Below are 17574 nucleotides of genomic sequence, written 5' to 3'. Positions count from 1 at the left end.
CGAGGCATGAACCATTTAGGCTCCGGGCACGTCCTCATGAACAACCGGCAACCCGGCCGGGAGGACCGAATCCGACAGACTGCGCGAACCCGTAAGACACACAGAGACGTGATACGGCACATTCGCCGCCAACGGGCAGCAGACAGCCGACTCGGAAGATTTTTTCGAGGAAAAGCCCCGAGCGGGAACGTTTTCGGGCTGGTTGGATGTTGACCCTGGTACGACAGCTCGTCGAGCTAGAGAAGAGGCGACGTGACTACTGTTCTGACCCCCGCGAGCCACCTGACGGCCGCTGATCGGTGCGACCGCTGCGGCGCCCAGGCATACCTGCGCGTCGTCCTGCTCAGCGGCGGAGAGCTGCTCTTCTGCGCGCACCATGGCCGCAAGTTCGAGCCGGAACTCAAGAAGATCGCCGCTGAGATACAGGACGAGACGGAGCGGCTGACGGCCGTCCCCAACACCGCTGCGGAAGAAGAGCGCTGACGCCTCGCGTCCACGACGAGCCCGGCCCAGACCGGTGAACGGGCGGCCGCCCTGCTCTCAGGGCGGCCGCCCGTCCTCGTCCCCCAATGCGCTACCGAGGCGCTGTCAGGACGCCCTCCTGGGCGCTTCGGGCAGCTTTTCCGCTGCCTCGCCCCGCGAGGCCTTGGAACCGGCCTTCGGCTTCTGAGCGACGTGCTCCCAGCCCAGCTTCCGCAAGGCGTCGGACACCCGCGTGTAGACGCCCGGGCTGCCGGGGCGCCCGCAACCGCTGCCCCATGACACCAGGCCGATCAGCCGCCCCTGGGCGACCAGCGGACCGCCGCTGTCCCCCTGGCAGGCGTCCCGGCCACCCACCCGCTCCCCCGCGCACAGCATGCTGTCCGCGCGGTAGGTGCCGTCGGCACTGCCCGGATACGCCCGCTCGCACAGCGCGTCCGACAGCACGCGCACGCGTGCCGCGCGCAGGCCGTACGGGTAGTCGCCGGCGCCGGTGACATCACCCCAGCCGTAGACCGTGGCGGGGGTGTCGGACGCGTACGCGGCGTCACCCGGCCCGGCCATCCCGATCACCGCGTTCTCCGGCAGTTGCCCGGCGAGGGTGAGCACCGCGAAGTCCCCGGCGTTGCTGACGCCGTCGTAGGCGGGGTTCACCCATGTCTCGCGCACGGGGATCTCCTGCCCTTCGTCCGAGCGCAGGTCCGTGCGGCCCACGACGACCTTGAGGTCGCGCACCTGGCCCGCCGGCATGCCGAGGACGTCCTCGCCCAGGCAGTGCGCCGCGGTCAGGACAGTGGTCCGGCCCACCGCGACCGCCCCGCAGAACTGCCCGGACCGCGTACCCCCGAACCGGTCACGGCTGGACAGCGCCACCGTCCAGGGACTCTCCGCGGCATCGATCGGGAAGCCGCCGACGACTATGCCGTCCGCGGCTGCGGGGGCGGTGGAGACCAGCGGTATCGCGGCCGCGGCGGCCGCCAGGACCAGCGGCCGGGCCAGCGCCCGGACGAAGGGACGACGCATGGCGTACTCCTCACTCTGGGGTGTGCGTGAGACACCCAGAGTGATCCAGGCCGCTACGGCCCGCACCCGCTCGGCACGGGCCGCCTGCGCTTGCACGGCCCGCGCAGCACCCGCTCCGACGAAAGGCCCGGCACCCCTGCGGGGTACCGGGCCTTCACGTCGTACGGACGACCTAGTCCAGGTAGTCGCGCAGCACCTGCGAACGAGACGGGTGGCGCAGCTTCGACATGGTCTTGGACTCGATCTGGCGGATGCGCTCGCGCGTCACGCCGTACACCTTGCCGATCTCGTCGAGGGTCTTCGGCTGACCGTCGGTGAGACCGAAGCGCATGGAGACGACGCCCGCCTCGCGCTCGGACAGGGTGTCGAGCACGGAGTGCAGCTGCTCCTGGAGGAGCGTGAAGCTGACCGCGTCGGCCGGAACGACGGCCTCGGAGTCCTCGATGAGGTCACCGAACTCGCTGTCGCCGTCCTCACCCAGCGGGGTGTGCAGGGAGATCGGCTCACGGCCGTACTTCTGGACCTCGATGACCTTCTCCGGGGTCATGTCGAGCTCCTTGGCCAGCTCCTCCGGGGTGGGCTCGCGGCCCAGGTCCTGGAGCATCTGACGCTGCACACGCGCGAGCTTGTTGATGACCTCGACCATGTGCACCGGGATACGGATGGTGCGGGCCTGGTCGGCCATCGCGCGGGTGATCGCCTGACGGATCCACCAGGTGGCGTACGTGGAGAACTTGTAGCCCTTGGTGTAGTCGAACTTCTCCACCGCGCGGATCAGACCGAGGTTGCCCTCCTGGATCAGGTCCAGGAAGAGCATGCCGCGGCCGGTGTAGCGCTTGGCCAGGGAGACCACCAGACGGAGGTTGGCCTCCAGCAGGTGGTTCTTGGCGCGGCGGCCGTCCTCGGCGATGATCTCCAGCTCGCGCTTGAGCTTCGGCGCCAGCTTGTCGGAGTTGGCCAGCTTGTCCTCGGCGAACAGACCCGCCTCGATGCGCTTGGCCAGTTCCACCTCCTGCTCGGCGTTGAGCAGGGGGACCTTTCCGATCTGCTTCAGGTAGTCCTTGACGGGGTCGGCGGTGGCGCCGGCCGCCGCGACCTGCTGGGCGGGCGCGTCGTCCTCGTCCTCGTCGGACAGCACGAAGCCGGCGCTCTCGGCACCCTCGGGCTCCTCCGTGGCTCCCTTGGGCTCCTCCAGCACCTCCTCGTCGAGCAGCTCGACGTCGTCCTTCTTGGCGGCGGTGGTCTTCTTCGCCGGCGCGGCCGTCTTCTTGGCCGCGACGGTCTTCTTCGCGGCCGCCTTCTTGGCGGCCGTCTTCTTGGCAGCGCCCTTCTTCGCGGGTGCGACTTCCTCGGCCGGATCGTCGACGGCGGGCGCGGCCGGAGCGGCCGTGGTGGCGGAGGCCTTGCGGGCGGCCGCTGTCTTCGCCGGGACCGTCTTGGTGGCGGTGCGCTTGGCCGGACTCTTCGCTGCGACGCTCTTGCGGGTGCGCTTGGGTTCTGCGGCACTGACCATCAGCGTCACACCCTCTTCCTCGAGGATCTGGTTGAGGCTGCGCAGTACGTTCTTCCACTGAGTGGCCGGAATCTGGTCAGCTTCGAAGGCCCGACGCACGTCATCGCCGGCGATCTGCCCCTCAGCCTTTCCCCGCTCAATGAGCGCCATGACAGAGACGGACTCGGCGATCTCCGGCGGGAGCGTACGGGATGTGCTGGCCGACACGAACAACCTCTCGGAACGTTGGAAAACGACTTCCGGCCCCGTCCACGACGGACAGGAGCCGACCGCCGGCTTGGGGATGGGCCGACGGCGCGGGCGGGGGCCGGGAAGAGCCAGAACGCCTTGCACAGCGTCCGTGTTCCCTTCTCGGCGGTCACCTCTTAGGTCATCGCGTTGTTTCCACGAGCGTTACGCCCAATCCGCGTGGCCCGAGTCACACCCCGTAAGCGGTCAAAAACGGTCAGGCGCGGACAGATGAGGTCACCCAGGTCGCCGACTCGTACCGTTCCGAACGCGCCGCGGGGTCCGTCGCACCGTCGGACCCCGCAGATCCGGACGAGACCTGCGGGGTCCGACGGAGGACGAACTGCCGGCCGAGCGATGCCCGGGGGAAGGGGAAGCCTCGGACACCTCCCGGCCGTGACACACCGCGGGTGCGGTCAGTGCTCGCGCGGCGCCGGCACCACGCGCTCCACCTCGGGGTGGACGGTCAGCAGCTGCCGCATGGCCGCCTCGGCGGCCCCGCCGTCGCCGGTCGCCAGGGCGTCGACGATCCTGACGTGGTGCGCCAGGGTCGTCTCGTTGGGCCGGTCACAGCCGGTGACCGGGCCGCCGGAGACCTGGAGCGCGGCGGAGACGATGCCGGAGAGGTGCTCCAGCATCCGGTTGCCCGCGATCTGGATCAGCAGCGAATGGAACTCGGTGTCGGCGCGGGAGAAGGTGATCGCGTCACCCTGCTGCATCGCGTGGCCCATGATCTCGACCATGTCGGACAGCCGCTGCTGGACGTCCTCACGCCCGTGCCCGGCGGCCAGGCGGGCGGCGAGGGGTTCGATGGTCCACCGCAGCTCGCTCAGTTCGCGGCGCTGGTCGTCGCGCTGCGGCCCGAAGGCCCGCCATTCGATGATGTCGGGGTCGAGCAGGTTCCAGTCGCTGACGGGACGCACGCGCGTGCCGACGTTCGGGCGGGCGCTGACCAGGCCCTTGGCCTCCAGGACGCGGAGCGACTCACGGACGACGGTCCGGGAGACCTCGAAGCGCTGGCCGATCTCCTCGGGCACCAGGGGGCGGTCCGCCCCCAGATCGCCGGAGACGATCATCTGTCCCAGCTGCTGTACAAGTTGGCCGTGCAGTCCGCGGCCGCGGCTGCCCGCGGCGCGCCGGCCCACACGGCCCAGCTCGGGGTCCGCGCTCTCCCACGCGGGGGCGCCCACGCGGTCGGGGCCCGGGGCCTCGGCGTAGGGGTAGCGGTCGAGTTCGCCCGGGCCGACGAGACCGGAGTCGGTGGAGCGGGCGGAGGTCATCATGGTGTGCGCAAGGGTACTCACGGATCCTTTGTCGGCGCTGTTTCCAACTCCCTTGAGGTCTTTGGTGAAAAGCACACGAAAGGGTGATCGCTCACCCCGTCGCAATTGACGCCTTATCGGAAAGAAATGGGCTTTCCCGAGGGAGTTGTGCGCACCACCAGAACGGAAGGGCGCGGAGGGTTGTCAGAAGGTGGTCGTCAGACCCTGCTCCGCAGCGTCGTGAGCACATACGCGCAGAGCAGCGCGCCGAGCGACAACGTCAGCGCGCTGCCGACGGGTTGGGCGACGACCCGCGCCGCGGCCTCCAGATAGCGCTCGCCGCCGAAGGGCCACTGCAGCAGAAACAGCTGACGCATCCGCATCGGGAAACCCGCGGCGGCTCGCACGGACGATCCCTCCACGACTTTCTGTACGAGAGGCACAACGAGAATCGGTACGGCGAGAACGGCGGCGAGCCCGGCCGTGGTGGACCGGAAGACACCGGCGGCCAGCACCCCGGCCCAGGCGCACCCGACCATGAGCCCGAACCAACTGGCGCTCAGCGACAACCAGTCGCCGGGAACCTTCGCGAGTTCCGCTCCGTAGACGAGATAGAGCACTTCGGCGTCGCAGCCCAGCGTGAGGACGGCCAGGGCCAGTGCGGTGGCCGCGGCGACGAGGAGCTTGGCCGTGAGCAGCCCCAGCCGGCGGGGCACGGTGCCGCGGTCCGCCGCCAGAGCGGGGTGGCGGAACTCGTCCCCGAACGACAGCGCCCCCAGCAGCCCCGCACCGAGCGCCGCGGGTGGCAGCGGGAGCTGCTGCGGCCACGCGGCGAACAGGCGCCCCTGCGGGGTGTGCCCGATCCGTGCCAGGACGAGAGCGGTGAGCGCGGACACCACCAGCACCGTGGCACAGGTGACGAATCCGGTGCTGATCCCCGTGGCCCGCCGGAGTTCGTAACGGAGGGGACGGAGGGGGCTGCGGGCCGGGTGGACGGAGATGGGGGGTGGAAGTGGGGGAAGCGTTCCCGTGAGGCCGGTGAGGCGCTGATGGCTTCCGGGGGAGCTGAGGTTACCGGGAGTCTCGAGATCGGGGTCGACGGGTTTCTCGACGTCCGCGGAATTCCTGGAGCCTTGGTGGGTCGCCGAGGTGCGGACGTTGACCGAGTGCCGATGGTCTGTGCCCTCGGAGACCTCCGGGGCGGGGGCTGGTCGCGCGGTGGTGGGCGACGTGGTGGCGGGCGTTGATCCGCGCACGGCGGGCCTCGGCTGGGCGGTGGGTGTGCCGTCGAGGGTTTCGCCGCTCGCGGCCGCGGCGGGCGTGGCTTCGTCGGTCGCGGCCTTGCCGATGCTCGTTCGGCCGGACAGGCCGATGCTCGTTCTGCCGCTGCCGCCGGAAGTCGTCTTGCCGGAGGTCGCCTTCTCGGACGTCGCGTTGCCCGATTTCTCCGCGCCCGAGGTCGCTGTGCCGGAGGTCGCCGCGTGGGAAGTCGCTTTGTCGACTGCCTCAGTCTCCGCCGACCCCGAGGAAAGGGTGATGGCCGCGTGCAAACCGCTGTCGGACTGGCGCGGCAGGCCGGCCGTGGGCCGACGCGCCTCCGGCTCGGACACCTCCTCGGCAGGTTCCCGCTCCTGTCCCTTACGCCCCTCCTGCGAACCACGCAGCTCGTGCGACTCCCGCGACTCCTGCGGCGCTGGTGACTTAGACGATTGCTGCGACCCTTGCGACTCCTGCGACCCTCGCGACTGATGCGACTCATACGGCGATGCCGTTCCCGCACCCGGACCCATGTCCCCCACCTCGTCGGCGAGTTTGAGGACGAGGACGCCGTGGCGGAACGCCGTTTCGCCGACGTCGGCACAGGTACTGCCGTACACGGAGAGCCGGTTGCCGCTTTCCAGGACGACCTCGACGGAGCGGTGCGCGGTGCGGGCCTCCTTGGTGAGGAGGGCTGCGAGGCGGGCGGCGTGCGGGCTGCGGACGGCGACACGTGGCCGCAGCCGGGTGCGGGCGAACTGCGCGGCCTCCTGGTCGGCGACGACCCTGCCCTGTTCCAGGGTGACGACGCAGTCCGCGGTGCGCGCGGCCTCCTTGGGGTCGGACAGCGTGAACAGGACCGTTCCGCCCTGGGCCGCGTGGGCCCGCAACATGCCGTACAGCCAACTGCTCTCACGGGCCGAGAGCCCGGCGGCGGGTTCGTCGAGGACGATGGTGTGCGGGTCGGACAGCAGGACACACGCGATGCCGAGACGGCGGTCCATGCCGCGCGAGAGCGTCCCCAGGTTTTCGTCGCGGAGGCTGACGAGGCCAACCACCTCCAGTACCTCGTCGGCTCGACGGGTGGAGACACCGGCGGCGGCGCACAGCATGCGAAGATGGCCGCGAACCGTCCGGCCGGGGTGCCCCGGCACGTCGCCGAGCAGAACGCCGACTTCGCGCGACGGGTGGGCGATGCGATGCAGCGGACGGCCTCTGAAATAGGTGATGCCACGGCCCTCTTGGAGTTCGAGCATCAGCCTGAGGGTCGTCGTCTTTCCGGCACCCGGGTCTCCGAGCAGCGCGGTGACGCGACCCGCGGGCGCTTCGAAGGAGACGTCGTCGACGGCAGGCGTAAGGCCCTTGCGGGAATAGCTGGTCAGTCCGAAGGCCTGGATCACCCAAAGCAAGATAGCGCGTTATGTCCGTTTTATCGGGCACTTCAGGCCTTGCCTCGCGGGATGTGATCAGGTACCTCGTCACCGGAAGGTTTTTTGTGGCTTTTCTACCGACTTTCCCCACGCTCTTCGAGTCCCGCGCACGCGACGGGAACCGGTGATCCGGTCCGGTGTCACACCTCCGGCCGCAGCATCGGCGGGTTCAGGAGCGTCGCCCCGCCCGCGCGGAAGAGCTGGGCAGGGCGGCCGCCCTGCCGGGTGGTCGTACCGCCCGTGGGCACCAGGAAGCCCGGCGTGCCCGTCACCTTCCGGTGGAAGTTGCGCGGGTCCAGCGCCACTCCCCAGACCGCTTCGTAGACGCGGCGCAGCTCACCGACGGTGAACTCCGGCGGGCAGAACGCCGTGGCCAACGACGAGTACTCGATCTTCGAGCGAGCCCGCTCCACCCCGTCCGCGAGGATCTGCGCGTGGTCGAAGGCCAGCGGCGCCACGGGCTCGCCGTCACGGCCGTAACCGCCCTGTTCGAGCAGCTCCTCGACCGGCGCCCAGCGGGCGTTGCTGGCGTCGCCGCCCGCACGCGGGGCGGGCAGGTCGGGGGCGAGGGCGAGATGGGCGACACTGACGACGCGCATCCGAGGGTCCCGCTTGGGGTCGCCGTAGGTCGCGAGCTGCTCCAGGTGGGCGCCGTTGTCCTGGGCCGGGACGGAGGGGTCGTGGACGCGCAGCCCGGTCTCCTCGGCCAGTTCGCGCGCGGCGGCCTGTGCCAGGTCCTCGTCGGCCCGCACGAAACCTCCGGGCAGTGCCCAGCGCCCCTGGAACGGTGGCTCACCCCTGCGTACCGCCAGCGCACACAGGGCATGGCGACGTACGGTCAGCACGACCAGGTCCACGGTCACGGCGAAGGGCGGAAAGGCTGACGGGTCGTAGGGCATGCCGCGATCATAGTCGTCTGCCTGACGATAAACACTCCCTTCGTCAGCCGCTTCGGCTGACGGTCGGCATCCGGGCGGCACGCTCCCCACCTGCGGCTCCCGGCCCTCGCACACCGTCCCGTCGTCCGAGGTCACGCCGCCCGGTTGCCGTGTGCGATCAGCGTTTCGGTCTCTCGCTCGTCCCCCGGCCCACTGGATCGGCCCCAGATCTGCCGGCCGGGTCACGCTCCCAGCTGCAGCCCCTCGGCCGCCTCCTCGACCATGGCGAGGCCGAGTCGGCTGACCCGAACGGAGAAGGGCGCGCCCGCGACCCGTAATCCATTCAGGGTGATCTCGCCGAGGGGCGCGCTGCGGACGGGACGCAGCGTGACCGTGCCGGCCGGGGTGTCCGGGCGAATGCCGGCGAGAGTGGTGAGCAGCATGATCCCGCCGGCGGCCGCGGTGGCGGCGGGGCGGCAGGCGGCCGGGTGGGCCAGGGGCGTGCTGCCGTCGGTGCGCTGTTCTCCCGCGTACATCTCGGGCAGCCGGTGGCCGAACGCCCCGGCGGCCGCCAGGACGCCCCGCAGCAGCGAACCGGCCTCCTCCTCGAATCCGGCCGACGCCAGCCCCGCGACCGCGATCGCCGTCTCCTGCGTTCGCACGGCGCCGCCGCGGTGGCCGAACGGGTTGTACCCGGCCTCCTTGGCCCCCAGCCCACGCAGCCCCCACCCCGAGTCCATCGCCGGGCTGCCGAGGAGCCGGGCGAGCTGCTCGGTCTGGACCCGGTCGAGCAGCCCGGGCGCCGATTCGCCCCCGCCCAGCAGGCCGGTGTCGAGGAGGTGGACGGCGGTCGCCCCGAGGTGCGGTACGAGGCGGCCGTCGGGGGCTCGGGCCGCCGCCGGCCGTCCGCCGCCCAGGTCGTCGACCCAGAAGTCGGTCCGGAACGCCGCCCGCAGTGCGCGGGCCCATTCCCTCAGCTCCGCGCCGCGTGGCATGCCGCAGGCGTCGAGCAGATCCGCGCCGAGCAGCGCCGCGCGATGGGCGTGCGCCTGTGTCTCGCAGCGGGCGGGGCCGCCGGGCTGCGGGTCGCACAGGTACGTGCCGTCGCCCACGGCGGTCCGCAACCAGGTGAGACAGCGCTCGGCGGCCGGCAGCAACTCCTCCGTCTCGTGCTCCGGCATCCCCCAACGACGGGCCTCCGCGAGCAGCGCGGGAAAGAGCAGTGTGGCCTCCGTGCCGGTACAGCCGGGCGGCAAGTGGCCGCCCGCGTCCCGGCGCGGGCCGGGGATCATGCCGGACTGCCGTCCGGGTCCGGTCAGTTGGCCACGGGCGAGCGCGCGCAGCGTGCCCGTGGCGAGCCGGGTGCCGAGCGGCAGTGCCATCCGGGCGGCCGCGAGGGCTTCGGCCGGGGCGAGGCCGCAACGCCACGGTGCCCCGGCGGCCGGATACACGTCGGCCGGATGCGCGGGATCGCGCAGCAGCAGCGCCTGGAGGTCTTCGACGCTGGTCCGCAGGAGCGCCTGTACGCCGGGGTCGTCGCCCGACGCGCCGGCCTGGGCGAGCGGGCTCGTCGCCGTGCGGCCGACCGCCCGCACGGGTCCCGCCCCGTCCGGGCGCACCCTCAACTCCACACTCATGCTGCTGCCCGGGGGGAGGTGGAACTCCCAGCGCAGCAGCCCCGCTGAGGCCAGTGCGTCGGCGGGCGGCGGGTCGGCCGTGATCGACGAGGCCTGTGTGCCGTCCGACCAGCGCAGACCGGCGTCATGAACGTCGGCGGGCACTTCCGGCCCCGCGCGGCCGGACGCGATCGCACCCATCGCCGCCAGGTCCGTGCCCAGGGCGACCTCGACGGGGAGACGCAGGGGGCGGGGCGCCGCACTGTGCAGCGTGATCCGTTCCGTGCCGTTCGCGTGCCGGGTGCGCTCGACCACGACGTCCGGGTCCGGTCCTGCGAGCGGCGAGGCCCGCAGGGTGCCCACGAAGCGGGCGCGATCGGCACCGGTCATCCGCGCCTGCACCGGGAGCGGTTCACGCCCGGCCACCCGAAGCTGACAGCGGGAGAGCAGACGCCGGCCCGCGCGGTAGAAGCCGTCCAGTCCCTGGCCGGTCAACTGCCCGTGTTCCGTGGAGATCGCGAGGCCCGGCAGGGCGACACAGACCAGCGCGGTGTGGGCAGGCGGCAGTTCGCCGGTGCGGCGCGGAGGTGGGCTCGGGGGCTGGGCCGGTGAGGGCGCCGCGGGGGACGGCGCGGGACGGGGCGTGGTCCTGCCCGTTGGCCTCGGCGGAGAAACCGTGGGCGAGCCCGTCGGCTTCGGCGGATGTGGCGAGCTCTGGCTGGTCGGCCGTGCCAGTGCTCCCGAGCCCTGTGCGGGTGGCATCCGGTGTGCGAGGGCTTCGGTCCACTGGGGCGGGCCGGTGCCTGGCCCTGGGCGGGGCGTTTGACGGCCCCGGGCTGGCCGGTCCTCGTCGGCAGCGGGCGGGGTCGGCCGGCGCGTGCGGTCGTCGGCGGCGGAGGGCGGAGTCGGCTGGTGCATCGGGCTGCTTTCTCTGCGCTCTGTGCGCCTCGGGCTCGTTCGGGGCCGGGCGGAGGGCTCGGCAGGGACACTGCGTCGTGGCGGCGCGACCCGTCCAGGCGTTCCGCCACTCAGGTGAACGGACCGGGGCTCCTCCGGGTCACGCCCCCGCCCCGCCGACCCGCCCGAATGGCGGGCGGGGCGCATGCCGGGGTGGTCGGCGCGGAAGCTCCGGGCGGCGATCGGACGCTCGTGAGTAGCGCGGATCCGGCTGACCCGGCTGATCCCGCAGATACGGCTGATCCAGCTGCCCCGGCAGCCTTCCCGGCCGCCCTCATACCTCCCCCTTGGTGCCGCTGCCACCAGAGGAAACGCCTCGCCCGGACGTCCCACGACGCCGTACGCCCGCCCTTCCGGCCGTCGGCGGACGCGTACCGCCGGTCCGCCCCGCACCCGGGGCCGTGCCGCCTGTCGGCAACCTGCGCGACGGCAGCGGACTCTTCCGCAGCTCTTGAGTAGGCAGGGAGCCGTCGTCGGCGTCACCGGCGGGCAACTCACGGCGGCGCGCTCGCGAGCCCGCCACGGACTCGGATACGTCGGCACCACCCCCGTCGCCATCAATGCTCTGCGCCTCGACGAGCCGCTCGGCCGGCGGCCGGGCGCGGCCGTCCCGTTCCGCGCGCAGACAGCGCCTGATGGACTCCGGATCCAGGCCTTCGTTGATGGCCTGGTGCAGAAGGCGGGCGAAGAGATAACTGGGGTCCGAGCCGAGCGCCATGGCGAGCGCCTCGCGGGCCTCGAGGTCGTCGCCGGTCGACCAGGCGACCCAGCCCGCCAGGGTGAGGGGCGCAGCGGCATGCTCGCCGTAGGGGCCGACGCACCGGCGGGCCAGCGCTCGCCACAACCGGAGCGCGAGAGTCGCCTCGTCACCCTCCATCCACTCGGCCGCCCGGTCGCGGGTGGAGCGGTCCTGCAAGCCGAGAATCAAGGTCGCGGCCTCGTCGTTCCGGAGCAGTCCGTCGTCGCGGAGGTCCGCCATGAACGCGCCGGATACGAACGGCGCCTCGGCCAGCCGGCTCATGACCTGCCGGGCCAGTTGCACTGTCTCCTCGGCCACCTCCGCGCGGCTGGTGCCGTCCAGCATCCTGGGGACGAGGGCCATGCTGCCGGCGTCCAGCGCGGCCTCCTGTTCCAGGGCCGCGGCGGTCTCCCATGGCTGAAGCCTCGCCCTCAGCTCCCGCAGGCTCCCCCGCACCTGGAGCCCGGCGTAGGTGGCCGCGGCGGCCAGGACGGAGGTGCCGGGCAGCCCCATGGGCAGGCCCTCGGCGGGGCAACATCCCGGGTTCTCGCAGCAGTACGACCAAAAACGGCCGTCCGAGATGCACAGGGCCTCGATCACCGGGACGTCGAGCCGGCCGCACTGGACCCGCAGTTCGTGGGCCAGCGGGAGGAGTCGCTCCATGACCTGACGACCGGTCTCACCCTCGCCGGGCTCCTGGCAGACGTACGCCACGATCTGCTCGGGCCGCGCTCCTCTGCGCTCGCTTCCCCACACCAGCCCTTGCGCCAACTGCCCTGCCACGGATTCCCAGTCGTCCGGACTCGCGGGAATGCCGAGCCGTGCCCGGCCGCCGAACCGCCCGCGCCCTCCCCTGTCGTGGAGGGCGACGAGCACGATGCTGTCCTCGGGGCAATACCCGAGCAGATACGGCAGCGCGTCAGCCAGCTCCGCCGGGGTGCGCAGGGTGACGCGGTGGGTGGTGGCGGGCTCGTCGTAGGCGCTTCCGTCAGGGAAATCAGTGCCTCCGCAGTATTGCGCGGGCCCGTATCGTCCGCCCCCGTCATGCGCCGGCTGGTCTCGTCGGCCCTCTTCATGCGTGAGCCCTTGTCGTCCGCCCCCGTCATGCGCCGGCCCGTCTGATCCACCCCCGTCATACGCGAGCCCGTCGCCGTGCCGACCGTGACCGGTGGAGGGACGCGTTCCACCCCGGCCGGTCACGTCGTCGTTTTCGGATGATCCAGTCGTTTCGCCGTGATTCGTCATGCGCCGACGATCTCTCGGAATCCAGAACTCCGCTTGCACCTGTGGATAACTTCGATCAGGGACACGACAGCCGTCAACAGCCGCCCCGCCTTTCCACAGCCGTCCGGCCCGTCTGTCAGTGCCGTCCTGTTGTATGGACGCATGGAGCACACGAGCAACGCGGAACTCCGCACGGACGCCGACGCGGTCCTGGCACGCCTGGTCGGAGACACCACCGGCACCGCCCGGCTGCGTGAGGACCAGTGGCGGGCGATCGAGGCGCTGGTCGCCGACGGGCGCCGGGCCCTGGTCGTGCAGCGCACGGGGTGGGGCAAGTCCGCGGTGTATTTCGTGGCGACCTCGCTGTTGCGGGCACGCGGCAGCGGCCCCACCGTGATCGTCTCGCCGTTGCTCGCGCTGATGCGCAATCAGGTCGATGCCGCGGCCCGGGCGGGTATCCACGCCCGGACCATCAACTCCGCGAACACAGAGGAGTGGGACGCCGTCCAGGCGGAGATCGCCGCAGGCGAGGTCGACGTCCTGCTGGTCAGCCCGGAGCGCCTCAACAACCCCGACTTCCGCGACCAGGTGCTCCCCGCGCTCGCGGCCGCGACCGGGCTCCTCGTCGTGGACGAGGCCCACTGCATCTCCGACTGGGGCCACGACTTCCGCCCGGACTACCGGCGGCTGCGCACCATGCTCGCCGACCTGCCGGCGGGCGTCCCCGTGCTCGCCACCACGGCCACCGCCAATGCGCGCGTGACCGCGGACGTCGCGGAGCAGCTCGGTACGGGCGGATCCTCGGACGCCCTGGTGCTGCGTGGTCCGCTGGACCGGGAGAGCCTGAGCCTCGGCGTGCTGACGCTGCCGGACGCCGCGCACCGTATGGCCTGGCTCGCCGACCACCTCGACGAGCTGCCGGGCTCGGGGATCATCTACACACTGACCGTGGCCGCCGCGGAGGAGGTCTCCACGTTCCTGCGGCACCGCGGGCACGCCGTCGCGTCGTACACCGGCAAGACGGAGAACGCCGAGCGCCAGCAGGCCGAGGACGATCTGCTCGGGAACAAGGTCAAGGCCCTGGTCGCCACCTCGGCCCTCGGGATGGGCTTCGACAAGCCCGATCTCGGCTTCGTGGTCCACCTGGGCTCGCCCTCGTCCCCCATCGCCTACTACCAGCAGGTCGGCCGCGCGGGGCGCGGTGTCGAGCACGCGGAGGTGCTGCTGCTGCCGGGCAAGGAGGACGAGGCCATCTGGGAGTACTTCGCCTCGCTCGCCTTCCCCTCGGAGGAGCTGGTACGCCGCACGCTGGACGTCCTCGCGCACGCGGAGCGGCCCCTGTCCCTGCCCGCCCTGGAACCGCTGGTGGAGCTGCGCCGCTCCCGGCTGGAGACCATGCTCAAGGTCCTCGACGTGGACGGGGCGGTGCGGCGGGTCAAGGGGGGCTGGACCGCGACCGGGCAGCCGTGGACGTACGACTCGGAGCGTTACGCCTGGGTCGCCCGGCAGCGCAAGGCCGAGCAGCAGGCGATGCGGGAGTACGCGTCGACCACGGGCTGCCGCATGGAGTTCCTGCAACGCCAGCTGGACGACGAGGGCGCGAAACCCTGCGGGCGCTGCGACAACTGCGCGGGGGCGCGCTTCACCGTGGACACGTCCGCGGCCTCGCTGGACGCCGCGCGCGGCGATCTGGGCCGGGCGGGCGTCGAGGTCGAGCCCCGCCGGATGTGGCCGACCGGGCTGCCGTCGATCGGCATCGACCTCAAGGGCCGTATTCCGGCCGGTGAGCAGGCCGCGCCGGGCCGGGCGCTGGGGCGGCTGTCGGACATCGGCTGGGGCAACCGGCTACGGCCGATGCTGGCACCGCAGGCCCCGGACGGTGTCGTGCCGGACGACGTGGCGAAGGCGGTCGTGGGCGTCCTGGTCGACTGGGCCAAGGGTCCCGGGGGCTGGGCCTCGGGCCGAGAGGACGCCCAGCCGCGTCCGGCCGGCGTGGTCACCGTCGCCTCACGCACCCGGCCGCAGCTGATCGACTCACTGGGCGCCCGCATCGCGGAGGTCGGCCGACTGCCGTTGCTGGGATCGGTGGAGTACACGGCCGACGGGCCGCCGGTCCCGCGGAGCAACAGCGCACAGCGCCTCAAGGCGCTCGCCGGTGCCCTGACGGTACCGGCCGGCCTGGCCTCGGCACTCGCCGAGACGCGCGGCCCCGTCCTCCTCGTCGACGACTTCACGGAGACGGGCTGGACCCTCGCGGTCACCGCCCGCATGCTCCGGCGCGCGGGTGCGCAGGGGGTGTTGCCCCTCGTTCTGGCCGTGCAGGGCTGACTTACATGGCTGACTTGTACGGCCGACGTGCAGGACTGACCTACAGGGCCGGTCGCACGCCCAGCGCCACTCACACGCACGGCGCCGCTCGCGTTCCACGCGCGCGTGCGGCCCGCGAACGTCCTGCACGCGGTGTCCCACCCGGCATCACTCCCCGCCCCACCGGGTACGGATATAAGCCACAGACCACTCAATATGGTTCGGTCGCCCCAATTGCTCGTTGCCGCATCCAAGTTCGACAGGAAGAATTGAGGTCCGCTCCCCGCACGGCTCGCCCCGTGACCAGACAGGGCTCCCCTGCGGTGTGCGCTCCCCCGATCCAGACCCCGCCCGCAGTGTGGGCGCGTAGCCGAAGGGAGGAACGTGACCTTCGGATTCGCTCCGTCCTCCGCGGCCTCCGCATCGACCTCCGCATCAGCCAACACCGTGGCCCGGGTACTGGAACCCGCGGAGTGGGCCGCTGCGGGAATCCCGCTGCTGCGCAACCCGCGGGAGGTCGTCGGCGGACTGCACACGCGGCACCGCCCCAAGCTGTCGACGGCCATCGTGGCCGTGCTCGACGCGGACGAACGGCTCTGTGCGAGCGCCTCGTTCACCAGGCGTCCGGCGCCCGCAGACGGCTGGATGCTGCGCAACGCCCTGCTCGACCAGTTGCGCCGGGTCATCCCGCACGACCTGCGCCGCCGCGCGCCGGTGCGCACGGCCGTGCTGCTCTACTGCCGTGACGGCGACGCCCGTTGGACGGAGGAGGACGGGGCCTGGATGTGGGGCCTGCGCGACGCCTGCACACTGCACGGACTGCGCTGCGGGGCGTACATCACGCTGACCCGGGACGGCTGGCAGGTCCTCGGCGAGGGCCGCGGCGGCCGCCGCCCCAACTCCGAATCGGCGCCCGAGCCGTTCGCGACGTCCGAGGCACCGCCGCCACCGCCGCGCACCGGAGGCGCCGCCTCCGAGATTCTCAGCCGCGTGGCAGCCCGCTGACGGCCGCGGACCGCGAGTACCGCACCGACGCCGTGCACCAGCGCGTACGGAGGCACGGCCGGCAGGACGTCACAGCACCTCTCAGCGCCTCTGCCGGCACGAGGCCGGAGGGCATGCGCACGCCGGTCGTCCGCAGACGCCAAAGGCCGCGCCGTGCAGTCGCCGCCGGGACGGCGCACTCGCCGGCCCGGCGCCTCCGATCTACCGGAACCGGCTCAGACGCCCACGCCCAGCACCGAGTTGATCTGCTGCGGGTCACCGCAGACGATCAGCAGGGCGCCGGCCCGGGTGAGAGCCAGGGGCAGTGCGGTGGCGGCGATGGTGTCGGACCCGCCGTTGACGGCGACCACGACCACGGGCCGGGACGCGGCACGGTCGACCACGGCGGCGTCGGCGTAGAAGACGTCGTCGCGGGCATCGTGCTGCGCCCAGTAGGACGCCTCGCCGAAGGACAGCTCGTGAGCGGCCCAGGGGTGGGGCTCGCCGGTGGTGATCACCAGCACGTCACCGGGGGCGCGGCCGGACTCCAGCAGCAGGTCCACGGCTTCCTCGGCAGCGTCGAGCGCACCCGCGGCCGGGGCCGGGATCAGCTGGATCTGCGGAGTCGCCGAAGCCGCAGCCGGGGCCGGAGCCGACGCGGCAGGGGTGGCAGTTGCGGCCGGACCCGCGGGTCCGGGCTTCGGCCCGACCGCGCCCGTACGCTGCGCCGGCGGCGTGGGCCGGAGAGAGCCGGGACGACCGGGACGCGGCGGAGCCGCGGGGCGGGGGCCGGGTACGGGGCGGGGGGTCGGCGCGGTACGGCCACTGGCCGGAGTCGCGCGGGGACCCTGGGCACTCTCGTGAATCTGAGGCTCCTCGGGGATGAGAGGCATGGGTGGATGTCTATCAAACGTTGGTACGGCTCGCGCCGGTGGGTGGCACATACGTGCGACCAGAACCGTCAGAAATCGAAACCGAGCTGACCTTCGATCTCAGGAACGCTTCCGTCCGCCCAGTTGCGGACCTTCTTGAGGTGCCGCCACTGGGGCAGCGCATCAAGATACGCCCACGACAACCGGTGGTAGGGGGTGGGCCCCCGCTCCGCCAGTGCGGCCTTGTGCACGGGTGAGGGATACCCGGCGTTGTCCGCAAAACCGAAGTCTGCATGGTCGATACCCAGTTCGGCCATCATTTTGTCGCGCTGAACCTTGGCGATCACCGAGGCCGCGGCAACGGCCACGCACGACTGATCGCCCTTGATCACCGTGCGGACCCGCCACGGCGCTCCGAGATAGTCGTGCTTGCCGTCGAGGATCACCGCGTCGGGACGGACGGGCAGGCCCTCCAGGGCGCGCACCGCCGCCATCCGCAGCGCCGCCGTCATGCCGAGGTCGTCGATCTCCTCCGGGGACGCGTGCCCGAGAGCGTACGACGTCACCCAGGTCCGCAACGTCTCGGCGAGCTCGGTCCGCCGTTTCACGGTGAGCAGCTTGGAGTCGGTGAGGCCCACGGGCGGCCGGCGCAGTCCGGTGATCGCCGCGCAGACGGTGACGGGGCCGGCCCAGGCGCCGCGCCCCACCTCGTCAACACCGGCAATGACCTTCGCTCCGGTCGTGGCGCGAAGGGAGCGCTCGACGGTGTGAGTAGGCGGTTCGTACGGCATGGCGCCCTTAGAT

At 72.0% G+C, this 17574-nt stretch carries 12 protein-coding genes; 3 read left to right on the top strand and 9 right to left on the bottom strand.

Annotation, left to right across the window (positions count from 1 at the left end):
* Window positions 1-252 precede the first annotated feature (252 nt).
* Window positions 253-483 (top strand): DUF7455 domain-containing protein, encoded by a 231-nt coding sequence (locus tag IPT68_RS27615; protein ID WP_189698560.1) that lies wholly within the window; start codon window positions 253-255, stop codon window positions 481-483.
* A gap of 105 nt (window positions 484-588) precedes the next feature.
* On the opposite strand, the gene IPT68_RS27610 is transcribed toward IPT68_RS27615, so the two are convergent.
* From IPT68_RS27610 to IPT68_RS27580, 7 genes are all read right to left on the bottom strand, one after another.
* Window positions 589-1503: a S1 family peptidase gene (locus tag IPT68_RS27610; protein ID WP_189698559.1), complete on the bottom strand. Its 915-nt coding sequence runs from the start codon at window positions 1501-1503 to the stop codon at window positions 589-591.
* A 172-nt stretch (window positions 1504-1675) separates the two neighbouring features.
* Complete coding sequence (locus tag IPT68_RS27605) at window positions 1676-3223, bottom strand: RNA polymerase sigma factor (protein ID WP_265583827.1); 1548 nt, start codon at window positions 3221-3223, stop codon at window positions 1676-1678.
* A 437-nt stretch (window positions 3224-3660) separates the two neighbouring features.
* Entirely contained in the window at window positions 3661-4548 is an 888-nt protein-coding gene (locus tag IPT68_RS27600; RefSeq protein ID WP_189698557.1) for a FadR/GntR family transcriptional regulator, read from the bottom strand.
* A gap of 176 nt (window positions 4549-4724) precedes the next feature.
* Entirely contained in the window at window positions 4725-7163 is a 2439-nt protein-coding gene (locus IPT68_RS27595; RefSeq protein ID WP_228039945.1) for an ATP-binding cassette domain-containing protein, read from the bottom strand.
* 170 nt (window positions 7164-7333) lie between these two features.
* Window positions 7334-8092: an NUDIX hydrolase gene (locus IPT68_RS27590; protein WP_189698555.1), complete on the bottom strand. Its 759-nt coding sequence runs from the start codon at window positions 8090-8092 to the stop codon at window positions 7334-7336.
* 221 nt (window positions 8093-8313) lie between these two features.
* The gene (locus IPT68_RS27585; RefSeq protein ID WP_229818425.1) at window positions 8314-10182 is read right to left on the bottom strand and encodes a glycogen debranching N-terminal domain-containing protein; all 1869 of its coding nucleotides are present in this window, start codon (window positions 10180-10182) and stop codon (window positions 8314-8316) included.
* Window positions 10183-10918: 736 nt separating this feature from the next.
* Window positions 10919-12628 carry a DUF4192 domain-containing protein gene (locus IPT68_RS27580; RefSeq protein ID WP_228039941.1) on the bottom strand — a complete coding sequence of 570 codons (1710 nt, stop codon included), beginning with the start codon at window positions 12626-12628 and terminating at the stop codon, window positions 10919-10921.
* Between the two features lie 141 nt (window positions 12629-12769).
* Here IPT68_RS27580 and IPT68_RS27575 point away from each other — a divergent pair, with 141 nt between their 5' ends.
* Complete coding sequence (locus tag IPT68_RS27575; protein ID WP_189698554.1) at window positions 12770-14935, top strand: RecQ family ATP-dependent DNA helicase; 2166 nt, start codon at window positions 12770-12772, stop codon at window positions 14933-14935.
* A 363-nt stretch (window positions 14936-15298) separates the two neighbouring features.
* On the top strand, window positions 15299-15919 hold the full coding sequence (locus IPT68_RS27570) for a hypothetical protein (protein WP_189698553.1): 621 nt from the start codon (window positions 15299-15301) through the stop codon (window positions 15917-15919).
* 215 nt (window positions 15920-16134) lie between these two features.
* Here the strand turns inward: IPT68_RS27570 and IPT68_RS27565 are convergent, their stop codons facing one another.
* Entirely contained in the window at window positions 16135-16791 is a 657-nt protein-coding gene (locus IPT68_RS27565; RefSeq protein ID WP_189698552.1) for a hypothetical protein, read from the bottom strand.
* 68 nt (window positions 16792-16859) lie between these two features.
* The gene (locus tag IPT68_RS27560; RefSeq protein ID WP_189698551.1) at window positions 16860-17561 is read right to left on the bottom strand and encodes a ribonuclease HII; all 702 of its coding nucleotides are present in this window, start codon (window positions 17559-17561) and stop codon (window positions 16860-16862) included.
* Window positions 17562-17574 lie beyond the last annotated feature (13 nt).

The organism is Streptomyces chromofuscus, assembly GCF_015160875.1.
Classification (GTDB): Bacteria; Actinomycetota; Actinomycetes; order Streptomycetales; family Streptomycetaceae; genus Streptomyces; species Streptomyces chromofuscus.
The sequence above is the reverse complement of the archived record's forward strand: the minus strand, read 5'-3'. Positions and strand labels throughout refer to the sequence as shown.

Bases quoted from the DNA above. Each gene is read 5' to 3' on its own strand.
- IPT68_RS27610 (WP_189698559.1), bottom strand. From the start codon at position 1,503: ATGCGTCGTCCCTTCGTCCGGGCGCTGGCCCGGCCGCTGGTCCTGGCG.
- IPT68_RS27590 (WP_189698555.1), bottom strand. From the start codon at position 8,092: ATGCCCTACGACCCGTCAGCCTTTCCGCCCTTCGCCGTGACCGTGGAC.
- IPT68_RS27580 (WP_228039941.1), bottom strand. From the start codon at position 12,628: ATGACGAATCACGGCGAAACGACTGGATCATCCGAAAACGACGACGTG.
- IPT68_RS27575 (WP_189698554.1), top strand. From the start codon at position 12,770: ATGGAGCACACGAGCAACGCGGAACTCCGCACGGACGCCGACGCGGTC.
- IPT68_RS27565 (WP_189698552.1), bottom strand. From the start codon at position 16,791: ATGCCTCTCATCCCCGAGGAGCCTCAGATTCACGAGAGTGCCCAGGGT.
- IPT68_RS27560 (WP_189698551.1), bottom strand. From the start codon at position 17,561: ATGCCGTACGAACCGCCTACTCACACCGTCGAGCGCTCCCTTCGCGCC.